A 12,409-nucleotide genomic window follows, 5' to 3' on the forward strand; every position below is an offset into this window, starting at 1 on the left:
GGAGGAAAGTGTCACATGCAATGGGATATCGTCATCGGGCTGGAGATTCACGTTCAGCTCGCCACTCGTACCAAGATTTTTTCTGGCTCCAGCACCGCCTACGGAGCCGAGCCCAACACCCAGGCCAATGCGGTTGACCTGGCCATGCCCGGCACCCTGCCGGTACCCAACGAGCAGGCGTTCCGTTTCGCGGTGATGTTCGGCCTGGCGGTGAACGCCGAAATCGAACGCCGCTCGGTATTCGAACGCAAGAACTACTTCTACCCTGACCTGCCCAAGGGTTACCAGACCACCCAACTGGCCCGACCCATCGTGGGCCCTGGTTACGTGGATATCCAGTTGGAGAACGGCGAATCGAAACGGGTGCGAATCCACCACGCCCACCTGGAAGAAGACGCCGGCAAGTCCCTGCACGAGGATTTCCATGGCATGACCGGCGTGGACCTGAACCGGGCCGGTACTCCGCTCATTGAAGTGGTCACCGAGCCGGACATGCGCAGTGCCGAGGAAGCCGTCGCCTTTGCCAGAAAACTTCACGGCATTGTGACCTCCCTGGGCATCTGTGACGGTGACATGTCGCAGGGCTCGATGCGTTTTGACGTAAACATCTCCCTCAAGCCGAAAGGCTCGGACACACTGGGTACCCGCACGGAGACCAAGAACCTGAACTCTTTCCGGTTCATGGAGCAGGCCATCCACCACGAGGTGGAGCGACAAATGGATATCCTGGAGGACGGCGGAGTAATCGTGCAGGAAACCCGCCTGTATAACGGTGACCGGGATGAGTCCCGCTCCATGCGCACCAAGGAGGAAGCCAACGACTATCGTTACTTCCCCTGCCCGGACCTGTTACCGGTAGTACTGGACGAAGCCTTTATCGAAGAGGCGCGGCACAACCTTCCGGAACTGCCTGACGCCCGCAAGGCCCGCTTCATGGATCAGTATGGGCTAAATGACTACGACGCCGGGCTGATCGCCGGCGACTCCGGGCTGGCGGCCCTTTTCGAGGAGACCGTCCAGCACGGAAAGGACGCCAAGCTGTCCGCCAACTGGATTCTCGGCGAATTCTCCGCACGACTGAACGCCGAGGAAAAGTCAGTGACAGCGGCGCCCGTCGACGGCAGGCAACTGGGCGCACTGGTGTCACGGATTGCCGACAATACCGTATCGTCCGCGGGCGCGAAGAAGGTCTTCGACACCCTCTGGAGCGGTGAAAGCGAAGATGTGGACGCGATCATCGAGGCCAGGGGGCTGAAGCAGGTGTCCGACACCGGCGAGCTGGAAAAGATGGTGGACGAGGTTCTCGCCGGCATGCCTGACCAGGTCGCCCAGTACCAGAGCGAGGAAGACCCCAAGAAGCGCAAGAAAATGCTCGGCGGCTTTATGGGGCCGCTGATGAAAGCCTCCAAAGGCCAGGGCAACCCCAAGCTGTTCAACGAAATTCTTCAGAAAAAGCTGGGCGCTTGAACGGCAGAGGAAAACCTATGGACCACATCGTTAGCGGCGTGCTGGACTTTCGCAAGAATGTCTATCCGCTGCGCAAGGACCTGTTCCGCTCCCTTGCAGAGAACCAGAACCCGGATGTGCTGTTCTTCACCTGTTCTGATTCTCGCATCGACCCGAACATGGTTACCGGCTCAAACCCCGGTGACCTGTTTATCTGTCGTAATGCCGGTAATGTAATACCGCCCCACAGCAACGAGACCGGGGGCATGACCGCCTCCATCGAGTACGCGGTGGCGGTGCTGCACGTACGGCATATCATTGTCTGCGGCCACACCGATTGCGGTGCCATCAAGGGAGCGCTCGATATCCCTGCCCTCAGGGGGCTGCCCCACGTAAAGGAATGGCTGGGGCATTGTCGCTCGGCCATGGAAATCGTGCGGGAACGCCATGACATCGACGGCGAGGAACCACTGGATCCGAAGTACCTCAACGAGGCCATCGAGGAAAATGTGCTGCAGCAGGTGCAGCACCTGCGTACCCATCCAGTCGTGGCGGCCAAACTGGCCACGGGCAAGATCGAGATTCACGGCTGGGTGTACGACATCAAATCCGGCAATATTCGCTGCTGCGGTCGCGACAGCATCGAGTTCACCGACTTTGACGACTACTACGCCGATATCGTCGCCAGGGTCAGCAACAACTGAACCGCAACGAAAGCGCCCCGGAAAAACCGGGGCGCTTTGTTTTCAGGCTGAATACCCTGCCGTCAGGCCAGCACGGCCCACAGATCATGCTCATCGGCGTGCTCCACCACCGCCCTGACAATCTGCCCGGGCTGCAAGCCGGTTTCGCCATTCAGGTAAACCATGCCGTCGATTTCCGGGGCATCGGCTTTGGATCGACCAATGGCGCCCTCTTCGTCCACCTCATCGATCAGTACATCAATGGTCTTGCCGATCTTTGCCTGCAGACGGGCCGTGGAGATTTCCGCCTGTCTGGCCATGAACCGGGCAAGGCGCTCTTCCTTTACGTCTTCCGGAACGGCGCCTTCCAGTTCATTAGCCCTTGCCCCTTCCACCGGGCTGTAGGTAAACGCGCCGACCCGATCCAGCTGGGCCTCATCCAGCCAGTCCAGCAAGTACTGGAAGTCCTCCTCCGTTTCTCCCGGAAAGCCAACGATGAAGGTGGACCGAATGGTCAGCTCAGGACATATTTCCCGCCACTTCCTGATGCGCTCCAGGGTCTTGCTGTCGTGGGCCGGGCGCTTCATGGCCTTCAGTACTCTCGGACTGGCGTGCTGGAAGGGTATATCCAGGTACGGCAGGATCTTGCCCTCCGCCATCAGCGGAATAATGTCGTCAACGTGGGGGTAAGGGTAGACATAGTGCAGGCGTACCCAGACCCCCATCTCCCCCAGCGCTTCACACAGGGACTGCATCTTCGTCTTCAGCGGCCGGCCCTGCCAGAATCCGGTGCGGTACTTGATGTCCACGCCATAGGCTGAGGTGTCCTGGGAGATTACCAGCAACTCTTTAACCCCCGCATCCACCAGGCGCTGGGCTTCGTCCATGACATCGCCAACTGGACGGCTTACCAGCTTGCCACGCATGTCCGGGATAATGCAGAAGGTACAGCTGTGATTGCAGCCTTCAGAGATCTTCAGATAGGCATAGTGACGGGGTGTCAGCTTGATGCCCTGGGGCGGCACCAGGTCCACGAAGGGATCATGGTCCTTTTTGGGGGGGACATACTGGTGCACTGCACCCACCACTTCCTCGTAGGCCTGGGGACCTGAAACCGCGAGCACACCGGGGTGGGTATCACGGATTCTATCGGCCTCCACCCCCATACAGCCGGTCACGATAACCTTGCCATTCTCACTGATGGCTTCGCCAATGGCGTCAAGGGACTCCTGCTTGGCCGCATCAATAAAACCACAGGTGTTAACGACCACGATATCGGCATCGTCATAGGTCGGGACCACATCGTAACCGTCCAGCCGGAGTTGGGTCAGGATGCGCTCGGAGTCCACCAGGGCCTTGGGACAGCCCAGGCTGATAAATCCGACTTTGCCACTGCCAGTGGCCGGGGTTTTCTGTGTCATCAGGAAGTCGCTTACGCCAGGAAATGGAACTGCCCTATTCTACCCCACACATCCAGCCACCAGAAGGAGCAGAAAACCAGGAACCGGGCGGGACAGTTGTGCAAGAAACCGGATCAAACGAAAGTTTAATAACATGACAGACATCACGACACTCTCTTGCTGCTCACAAATCCACCAGCTACACTCCGGAGACAATAAAAACTGCAATCTCCGCCCGAAGTTACAGACGTATTCTGCGAGCCTCCGAAGAGAGGCCTGGGACTGGTGATCGGGTATCGCCGGTAAAGGATTCAGCGACAGCAAGGTTTATGTCAGGACGCAGGACGCGCACCAGGCTTTAACGAGCGCCGTTACCTTGGTTTCGGGCACGACAGGTAACAAGATCGAACAGGATATGACCATGGGAAAGCCACTCAACGTCGAGTCCGCCCCTGCAAAGCCGATGCGGGTCAAACCCCGGTCCGCTGAACCCAACCTCCGGGACCAGCAGCGCGCAGACGTTTCACTCCCGGTAACGCTGAACCGCCCGGGCCAGCCTGCCATTGAGTGCCAGATGTGCAACCTGTCCCGGGCCGGCATGATGATCCGGTGTACCACCGCGGTTACTGAAACCCTTATCCCGGATAAACGTGCCCCGGCCCCCGGTGACTGGATCGCCATCAACGCACGCTTCGATGTGCCGGTTCTGGCGCAGCAATCTGTCAGTCTGTCAGCCCGGGGCCATATTGCCCATTTGCGACGCATTGCCAGGGATGAATTTCATCTGGGCATCCGCTTCGTCGACTTCGACGGCCGGGGCTTCGATTACGTGGACCAGTATGTACATCGACTGCTGTCAGAGCGGGCTGATTGACCGCAGCATCAGGCAGATCCGTCGCCCTGCAGGCTATAACCGGACGGTTACACGGCGAATATTGTTATAGCCGGAAACTCTAGCAGATCACCTTCTTATAAGAACTTGCCGCTGGTATAGTAGCTCACCTCTGATAACGCCTCTTCATCCCTGTTCTGGGCGCCCGCTGAGGTGCCCCGGTGAGCTGAACTATGACCACGTACAACCTGACCCATCTCAAACAGCTGGAAGCTGAAAGCATCCATATCATCCGGGAGGTCGCTGCGGAGTTCGACAACCCGGTGATGCTCTACTCCATTGGTAAGGACTCGGCAGTCATGCTGCACCTGGCCCGCAAGGCCTTTTACCCGGGCAAACTGCCATTCCCGCTGCTGCACGTCGATACCACCTGGAAATTCCGGGAAATGATCGAGTTCCGGGACCGCAAGGCCAGGGAGTACGGCATGGACCTGATTGTCCACATTAACGAGGAAGGGGTACGTCAGGGCGTGGGGCCATTTACCCATGGCAGCGCGAAGCACACTGACATCATGAAAACCCAGTCGTTGAAGCAGGCCCTGAACAAGTACAGGTTCGATGCTGCTTTTGGCGGTGCCCGTCGGGACGAGGAAAAATCCCGCGCCAAGGAGCGGGTCTACTCCTTCCGGGACGAGTACCACCGCTGGGATCCGAAGAACCAGCGCCCCGAGCTGTGGAACATCTATAACGGGAAGATCAACAAGGGCGAGAGCATTCGCGTGTTTCCGCTGTCCAACTGGACCGAGCTGGACATCTGGCAGTACATCTACCTCGAGAACATCGAAATCGTACCTCTCTACTACGCCGCCAAGCGGCCGGTCGTCGAACGGGATGGCACCCTTATCATGGTGGACGATGATCGCATGCCGTTAAAGGAAGGCGAAAAGCCGATGATGAAGTCGGTACGGTTCCGTACCCTGGGCTGTTACCCGCTGACCGGCGCCATCGAGTCCGAGGCGGACACGCTGCCGGAAATCATCCAGGAAATGCTGCTGGCAACCAGCTCCGAGCGTCAGGGCCGCGTGATCGATCATGACTCCGCCGGCTCCATGGAACAGAAAAAGCGGGAAGGGTACTTCTAAGATGTCACACCAGTCCGATCTGATTGCAGAAGATATTCAGGCCTACCTGAAGCAACACGAAAACAAGGAACTGCTCCGTCTGCTGACCTGTGGCAGCGTGGATGACGGAAAAAGCACCCTCATAGGCCGGCTGCTGCACGACACCAAGATGATCTATGAAGATCACATGGCCAGCCTGAAGACCGACAGCGCAAAAATGGGTACCACCGGTGAGAAGCTGGACCTGGCCCTGCTGGTGGATGGCCTGCAGGCCGAGCGGGAACAGGGCATCACTATTGATGTGGCTTACCGCTACTTCAGCACCGACAAGCGCAAGTTCATTATTGCCGATACTCCCGGCCACGAGCAGTACACCCGCAACATGGCCACCGGTGCCTCCACCGCCCAGCTGGCGATCCTGATGATCGACGCCCGCTACGGCGTGCTGACGCAAACCCGCCGGCATTCCTACATTGCCTCCCTTCTGGGTATCCGTCATATCGTGGTGGCCATCAACAAGATGGACCTGGTGGACTTCAGCGAGGAGCGGTTCAACGAAATCAAGGAAGACTACCTGGCCTTTGCGACCAAGCTCGGCCTGAAGGATATCCGCTTTGTGCCCCTTTCTGCCCTGGAAGGCGATAACGTGGTGAACCGGAGTGAGAATACGCCCTGGTTCAGCGGACAGCCGCTGATGGAAATCCTGGAGACCGTGGAGGTCTCCCGGGACAAAAACCTGGAGCACTTCCGTTTCCCGGTGCAGTACGTTACCCGGCCCAACCTGAACTTCCGTGGCTTCTGCGGCACCATCGCCTCCGGGGTGATCCGCCCGGGTGACGAAATCATGGCCCTGCCGTCACGTCGCAAGAGCACTGTGAAGGAAGTGGTGACCTTCGACGGCAACCTGGAAGAAGCCTACATCGACCAGGCCGTCACCCTGACCCTGAACGACGAGATCGATATCAGCCGGGGCGACATGCTGGTAAAGGTGGAAGACGAGCCGGAGGTGGGCAACCGCTTCACCGCCAATATCGTGTGGATGACTGATGCGCCGCTGGAAACCGGCCGCCTGTATGACATCAAACTGGGGCCAACCTTTACCTCGGCAACGGTGAAAAGGATTCACCACCAGACCGACGTAAATACTCTGGAGCAGAGCGCCGACCCCTCACAGCTGGCACTGAACGAAATTGGCCTGTGTGAGCTCACCCTGAGCCAGCCGGTTGCTTTCGACGCCTACCCGCGCAACCATGCTACCGGTAGTTTTATCGTCATCGACCGCCTGACCAATGTCACCATTGGCGCAGGCATGATTGCCGGCACGGCCAGCGATGTGGAGTCCCTCGACCCGGTCACTGCAGCTGAACGGGAACGCCGCCTGGCACAGACGCCTGCCATCATTGCCTGCAACGGTCGCAAGGCGGGCGAGCTGGCCCTTGCGGTGGAGCGGACCCTGTTCGATCAGGGCAAGACCTCGGTGGTGCTCACGGAAGAGAACGGCGGCACCGCCGACGACCGGCGCCGGACCGCACAGTTGCTGGCCGCCCACGGCCTGATCGCCGTTGTGGTCAACCTGGGTACCGACGTAGCCACTGTCAGCGTTGAAGCGGACAATGACGACGCGATTCCCGGGGCGGTTCACCACCTGCTCCAGGGTCTCATCCCGGACCGCCGGGGCTGACCCCGGCTTTTCTCACCTGCAGTAACCTCCGCCCTGCACCCGCAACGCCTGCGGGCTGCGGGGCAGATCATTTCTCCGGCCACTGCCCCGTTACCCGCTCAAAGTAGTGACTCTCACAGACCTCACAGGGGCCCAGCTGGCTGGTGGCGGTGAGGCACTTCATGTGGCCGCAATTAAGACAGCGGAACATGCCCGCGGTGGCCACCTCACCGGTCATGTAGTGGGTGACATCCTGGTTTTTCAGTTTCTGATCCAGCTCCAGGGTATCCAGCCGGGTCTTGTCGGCAATGGAGAACAACAGGTCCTGGAGCTTGTGCTCCAGTAGCGACAGGTCCAGCTGCAGCCATTCCCTTAGCCCCTCCCCGGTGCCTCCCACGAAGGTAACCAGGTGCTCCAGATCCCGCCCCAGGTAGGCGGCCAGCAGGCTGGCTTCATCACGGGTCAGGCGCTCCAGCTCAGTTTCAAATTCCACCGCATCGTCAATCTCCTGACGAAGCGTCTCCAGCGTACGCTCTTCAGCATCCGCCAGCCGGCTCTCCACCCGCTCCAGCATACGGTCGTAGGCTTCAAGGGCCTGGTTGGAAAGCTTTTTCGGCTGCTGTTTGCGATCCTGGTCGGTCATGGCCACTCCTCACGGTGTTGTTTGGTTCAGTGTGGCATAAAGCAGGACTTTTGGCAGGCTACCTGTTGCCGCGCCAGTACGTTAGAATGTCCGGCCCATAAAGGGAGACTCCCTGGACACTTTATCTGAAGGGGGCCATCACGCGGCCCTTTCAACACAAGGTACCAAACGGCAATGGCAGGAATGGACGAGCAATACAATCCCCGCGATGTTGAACAGAATGCCCGCAAATTCTGGGAAGACAACGACACCTTCATGGTGAAGGAAGAGCCCGGCAAACCCAAGTATTACTGCCTGTCCATGTTCCCCTACCCCAGTGGCAAGCTTCACATGGGGCACGTGCGCAACTACACCATCGGCGACGTCATCTCCCGCTACCAGCGCATGCAGGGCAAGAACGTGATGCAGCCCATGGGTTGGGATGCGTTTGGACTGCCCGCCGAGAATGCCGCCATTGCCAACAAGTCTGCCCCGGCTAAATGGACTCGCTCCAATATCGACTACATGAAGCAGCAGCTCAAACAGCTCGGCTTCGGCTACGACTGGAACCGGGAACTGGCCACCTGTGACCCGGACTACTATCGCTGGGAGCAGTGGTTCTTCGCACGGCTCTATGAAAAAGGCCTGGTCTACAAGAAGATGTCTACGGTGAACTGGGATCCGGTGGACCAGACCGTACTGGCCAACGAGCAGGTTGTGGAAGGTCGCGGCTGGCGCTCGGGTGCCATCGTCGAACAGAAAAAGATCCCCCAGTGGTTCATCCGCATTACCGACTATGCCGAAGAACTGCTGAACGACCTGGACCAGCTGGAAGACTGGCCGGAACAGGTCAAGACCATGCAGCGCAACTGGATCGGTAAATCCGAGGGTACCGAGCTGACCTTTCCCCTGAAGGGCCAGGACGACGGCCTGACGGTTTATACCACCCGGCCGGACACCCTGATGGGCGTCACCTACATGGCCGTGTCCGCCGAGCACCCGCTGGCCAGACAGGCCGCCAGTGAGCACACCGACGTCGCCAGGTTCGTGGAAGAATGCCGCAACAGCAAGGTGGCGGAAGCGGAAATCGAAACCATGGAAAAGAAGGGGATCGATACCGGCCACAAAGCCATTCATCCCCTCACCCAGGAAGAAATTCCCGTATGGGTGGCCAACTTTGTGCTCGCCGATTATGGCACTGGCGCGCTGATGTCGGTCCCGGCGCATGACAAGCGTGACCATGAGTTTGCCCGCAAGTACCGGCTGCCCATCAAGCAGGTGATTGCCGCCGCCGACGGCCGTGAACTGGACGTGCAGGAGCAGGCATTCACCGAAAAGGGAACCCTGGTTTCCTCCGGCAGCTACAGCGGCCTCACCAGTGATGAAGCCTTCGACGCGATCGCGGCCTATCTGGAGGCCAACGGTATCGGCAAACGCAAGGTAAACTACCGCCTGCGGGACTGGGGTGTATCACGCCAGCGCTACTGGGGCGCACCGATTCCCATGATGACCCTGGACGATGGCACCGAGATGCCGGTGCCGGACGACCGGCTTCCGGTGCGTTTGCCGGAAGACGTGGAAATGGACGGCGTACAGTCCCCCATCAAGGCAGACCCGGAGTGGGCCAAAACCGAGTACAACGGACAGGCGGCCACCCTGGAAACGGACACCTTCGACACCTTCATGGAGTCCTCCTGGTACTACGCCCGCTTCTGCAGCCCCAACTACGACAAGGGTATGCTGGACCCGGCCGCCGCCAACTACTGGCTGCCTGTGGATCAGTACATCGGTGGCATTGAACATGCCATCCTGCACCTGCTTTATGCCCGTTTCTTCCACAAGCTGTTGCGGGACGTCGGACTGGTCACCAGCTCCGAGCCGTTCAACCGCCTGCTGTGTCAGGGTATGGTACTGGCCGAGACGTACTACCGCACCGACGAGTCCGGCAAGACCACCTGGATTGCGCCCACAGACGTTACCGTGGAGCGGGACGGCAAGGGCCAGGTTATCAAGGCCATCCACCGGGAAGATGGCCAGCCGGTAGAGATTGGTGGCGTCACCAAGATGTCCAAATCCAAGAACAACGGCATTGATCCGCAGGCGATCATTGACCAGTACGGCGCTGACACCGTTCGCCTGTTCATGATGTTCGCCGCGCCACCGGAACAGTCCCTTGAGTGGTCGGACAGCGGCGTGGAAGGAGCCAACCGCTTTCTCAAGCGCCTGTGGCGCCTGGTTCGGGAGCACACCGCCGGCGGTCCGGTACAGGCCATCGACGTGGAGCAGCTTGATGACCCGCGCCGTGACCTGCGCCGAAAAACCCACGAAACCATCGCCAAGGTCAGTGACGATATCAGCCGGCGCCTGACCTTCAATACGTCCATTGCCGCCGTCATGGAACTGCTCAACGAGGTTGGCCGGCTGGACGCCACAGAAGAACAGGACCGGGCAGTGGTTCAGGAGGCGCTGGACGCAGCCGTGCTGATGCTGTCTCCTATTGCACCCCATATCTGCCACACGCTCTGGCAAACCATGGGCCATGACGAACCGGTGGTGGACGCCCCGTGGCCCATCGCTGATGAAAGCGCCATGGTACGCAGTCAGATCCAGGTGGTACTGCAGGTGAACGGCAAGGTTCGTGGCAAGACCGATGTCCCCGCCGAAATCAGCAAGGATGACCTGGAGAAGCTCGCTCTGGAGCATGAAAATGTTACACGATTTACCGAGGGCAAAACGGTGCGCAAGGTAATTGTGGTGCCTGGCAAACTGGTGAACGTGGTCGCCAACTGACACCCGGAGATGGTGATGAGAAAGCTCGGAACGGTGTTCAGCCTTGGCCTGTTGGCAATCCTTGTCAGCGCCTGCGGTTTTCAGCTGAGGGGCACCTCTCCGGTGCAACCGGCCCTGGAGCCGCTCTGGGTCGGGTGCCAGTCCGGGGTCCCTGCGGACCTGTGCCAGTCACTGAAGTCACAGTTCACCATTGGCGACGTGACGCTGGCAGAAAGCCGTGAGCAGGCCGCTCACTTGCTCCTGCTTGGTAACTTCAGCCAGACCCAGCGTACAAGTGCGATTTCCGCCCGGGCAGAGGCGGCAGAATACGAGCTGCGCCAGAGTGTCAGCATCGTACTGCAGACCCGCGAGGGTATTCCCCTGTTGCCGGACACCCAAGTGAGTGCATCGCAGAGCTACCGCTTTGACTCAACCAGTGTGCTGGCCAAGCGACGGGAGCGGGAAGAAATCGAGCAACAGCTGTACGACAATCTGGTGAGGCAGATCGGGTACCGCCTGGTTCCCTTTGACCAGCAGCGGATCGATGAAATCCGGGAAGCCTCTGAAGAAGCAAGCAGCGATACCTCACAATGAAGATCAACCCCGGGCAGCTCGGCCAGGCACTGGAGAAGTCCCTGGCGCCCGTGTACCTGGTGTCCGGGGACGAACCCCTTCTGGTCCAGGAAGCCTGCGACCAGATCCGCGCCCGGGCCCGTGAAGAGGGTTTCAACGATCGCCAGGTCTACCACGCCGACCAGCATCTGAACTGGGGCGCGCTGCGGGACGAGCTGGGGGCCATGTCACTGTTTGCTGAGCGTCGGCGTATCGAGATTCATCTTCCCGGCGGCAAGCTCGGTGACGGTCGTGACGTGATCGAGCAGGCGTTGATCCAACCGGCGGACGATATCCTGCTCCTGCTGATCAGCGTCCGACTGGATGCCGCCGAAACCCGGCGTAAATGGTACAAGCAACTACAGAAGACCGGCGTGCACGTCACCGTCTGGCCAGTGGATGCCGACAAGTTTGCCGGCTGGCTGCAGCAGCGGGCCCGTGCCCGGGGGCTAACGCTGACCCAGGGGGCACTGAACCTGCTGGCAGAACGGCTTGAGGGCAACCTCCTGGCGGCGAGCCAGGAACTGGATCGTCTGAGCCTGCTGGCCGCAGAGAAGACCATCAACGAGGATGTGGTGGAAGCGGCGGTCCAGTACAGCGCCCGCTTCAATATCTTCGAGGTGATTACAGACCTGCTCGCCGGCAGGGCTGCCCATGCCCGCAAGGTAATTACCACGTTACAGCAGGAAGGCGAAAATCCACTGGGCTTGCTGGCCGTGCTGGTCCGGGACATCAATATGACGCTGGAACTCCAGCAGGCCATGAAGCAACGGGAGGCGCCCGCAGCGTTTCTGAAGAAAAACGGGGTCTTCCAGCCTCAGCGAGCCCGCGCTATCGAACAGGCAGCGCGCCGGTTACCCCTCACCGCCCTGCACCAGGCCCTGACTCTGTGCAGCGAGGCCGACCGGGCGGCCAAGGGCTACGGTGACCTCTCCCCCTGGCACCACCTCGCTGACCTCGCCGTACTGCTGCGACAGGGCTGACCCAGGCTCGGCACTACTTGATACGCTGGCGTATTCGTTCGTACCCGGACTTGAGCTCTTCGCCGAGTTTGTGTGCGGTCTGACGGGTTTCTTCCGTCACCCCCTCTGCGTCGTGACGGATATCGTCCAGTTTCTGCCGGAACTTGTCCCAGTACTCATCGAGATCATCCCATTCGTCCCTGACGTCCTGGCGGGCAAGGTGCAACTGGACACGAAGTTCGTCCCGGTACTGCTTGAGGGTTTCGGAGAGCTTGTTCAGATCATCTTTCATGCTCATGGTT

At 59.7% G+C, this 12,409-nt stretch carries 11 protein-coding genes; 8 read left to right on the plus strand and 3 right to left on the minus strand.

Translation table 11 applies throughout. The features are described 5' to 3' along the window. The first annotated feature begins 15 nt into the window (after positions 1–15). On the plus strand, positions 16–1,467 hold the full coding sequence (gene gatB / locus ACESMZ_RS04955) for an Asp-tRNA(Asn)/Glu-tRNA(Gln) amidotransferase subunit GatB (protein ID WP_372956004.1): 1,452 nt from the start codon (positions 16–18) through the stop codon (positions 1,465–1,467). Between the two features lie 17 nt (positions 1,468–1,484). Next, on the plus strand, positions 1,485–2,150 hold the full coding sequence (locus tag ACESMZ_RS04960) for a carbonic anhydrase (protein ID WP_372956003.1): 666 nt from the start codon (positions 1,485–1,487) through the stop codon (positions 2,148–2,150). Positions 2,151–2,212: 62 nt separating this feature from the next. Here ACESMZ_RS04960 and rimO read toward each other — a convergent pair whose 3' ends face one another. After that, a complete protein-coding gene (gene rimO, locus ACESMZ_RS04965) occupies positions 2,213–3,550 on the minus strand; it encodes a 30S ribosomal protein S12 methylthiotransferase RimO (RefSeq protein ID WP_372972294.1) in 1,338 nt (445 codons plus the stop codon). Between the two features lie 400 nt (positions 3,551–3,950). On the opposite strand from rimO, the gene ACESMZ_RS04970 reads away from it, so the two are divergent. From ACESMZ_RS04970 to cysN, 3 genes are all read left to right on the plus strand, one after another. Next, positions 3,951–4,403, plus strand: coding sequence for a PilZ domain-containing protein (locus ACESMZ_RS04970; protein WP_372956001.1), 453 nt, complete (start codon positions 3,951–3,953; stop codon positions 4,401–4,403). Positions 4,404–4,594: 191 nt separating this feature from the next. Continuing rightward, positions 4,595–5,503 carry a sulfate adenylyltransferase subunit CysD gene (gene cysD, locus ACESMZ_RS04975; RefSeq protein ID WP_372956000.1) on the plus strand — a complete coding sequence of 303 codons (909 nt, stop codon included), beginning with the start codon at positions 4,595–4,597 and terminating at the stop codon, positions 5,501–5,503. Between the two features lies 1 nt (position 5,504). Next, positions 5,505–7,163, plus strand: a complete 1,659-nt coding sequence (gene cysN, locus ACESMZ_RS04980; protein ID WP_372972295.1) for a sulfate adenylyltransferase subunit CysN — start codon at positions 5,505–5,507, stop codon at positions 7,161–7,163. Positions 7,164–7,230: 67 nt separating this feature from the next. Here the strand turns inward: cysN and ACESMZ_RS04985 are convergent, their stop codons facing one another. After that, positions 7,231–7,785: a zinc ribbon-containing protein gene (locus ACESMZ_RS04985; RefSeq protein ID WP_372972296.1), complete on the minus strand. Its 555-nt coding sequence runs from the start codon at positions 7,783–7,785 to the stop codon at positions 7,231–7,233. 183 nt (positions 7,786–7,968) lie between these two features. On the opposite strand from ACESMZ_RS04985, the gene leuS reads away from it, so the two are divergent. From leuS to holA, 3 genes are read left to right on the plus strand one after another with little or no spacing between them, the layout of a single operon-like run. Further along, positions 7,969–10,554: a leucine--tRNA ligase gene (gene leuS / locus ACESMZ_RS04990; RefSeq protein WP_372972313.1), complete on the plus strand. Its 2,586-nt coding sequence runs from the start codon at positions 7,969–7,971 to the stop codon at positions 10,552–10,554. A gap of 15 nt (positions 10,555–10,569) precedes the next feature. Continuing rightward, positions 10,570–11,127, plus strand: coding sequence for an LPS assembly lipoprotein LptE (lptE, locus tag ACESMZ_RS04995; protein WP_372972297.1), 558 nt, complete (start codon positions 10,570–10,572; stop codon positions 11,125–11,127). Further along, entirely contained in the window at positions 11,124–12,128 is a 1,005-nt protein-coding gene (gene holA / locus ACESMZ_RS05000; RefSeq protein WP_372972298.1) for a DNA polymerase III subunit delta, read from the plus strand. The genes lptE and holA overlap by 4 nt, the downstream gene beginning before the upstream one ends. 13 nt (positions 12,129–12,141) lie before the next feature. Here holA and ACESMZ_RS05005 read toward each other — a convergent pair whose 3' ends face one another. Next, positions 12,142–12,405, minus strand: coding sequence for a hypothetical protein (locus tag ACESMZ_RS05005; protein ID WP_372955995.1), 264 nt, complete (start codon positions 12,403–12,405; stop codon positions 12,142–12,144). Positions 12,406–12,409 lie beyond the last annotated feature (4 nt).

Source organism: Marinobacter sp., assembly GCF_041690615.1.
In the GTDB taxonomy this organism is placed as follows: domain Bacteria; phylum Pseudomonadota; class Gammaproteobacteria; order Pseudomonadales; family Oleiphilaceae; genus Marinobacter.

Coding starts and splice junctions, on each gene's coding strand:
- rimO (WP_372972294.1), bottom strand. CDS start 3,550: ATGACACAGAAAACCCCGGCCACTGGCAGTGGCAAAGTCGGATTTATC.
- cysN (WP_372972295.1), top strand. CDS start 5,505: ATGTCACACCAGTCCGATCTGATTGCAGAAGATATTCAGGCCTACCTG.
- lptE (WP_372972297.1), top strand. CDS start 10,570: ATGAGAAAGCTCGGAACGGTGTTCAGCCTTGGCCTGTTGGCAATCCTT.
- ACESMZ_RS05005 (WP_372955995.1), bottom strand. CDS start 12,405: ATGAGCATGAAAGATGATCTGAACAAGCTCTCCGAAACCCTCAAGCAG.
- ACESMZ_RS04970 (WP_372956001.1), top strand. CDS start 3,951: ATGGGAAAGCCACTCAACGTCGAGTCCGCCCCTGCAAAGCCGATGCGG.
- leuS (WP_372972313.1), top strand. CDS start 7,969: ATGGACGAGCAATACAATCCCCGCGATGTTGAACAGAATGCCCGCAAA.
- ACESMZ_RS04960 (WP_372956003.1), top strand. CDS start 1,485: ATGGACCACATCGTTAGCGGCGTGCTGGACTTTCGCAAGAATGTCTAT.
- gatB (WP_372956004.1), top strand. CDS start 16: ATGCAATGGGATATCGTCATCGGGCTGGAGATTCACGTTCAGCTCGCC.
- cysD (WP_372956000.1), top strand. CDS start 4,595: ATGACCACGTACAACCTGACCCATCTCAAACAGCTGGAAGCTGAAAGC.
- ACESMZ_RS04985 (WP_372972296.1), bottom strand. CDS start 7,785: ATGACCGACCAGGATCGCAAACAGCAGCCGAAAAAGCTTTCCAACCAG.
- holA (WP_372972298.1), top strand. CDS start 11,124: ATGAAGATCAACCCCGGGCAGCTCGGCCAGGCACTGGAGAAGTCCCTG.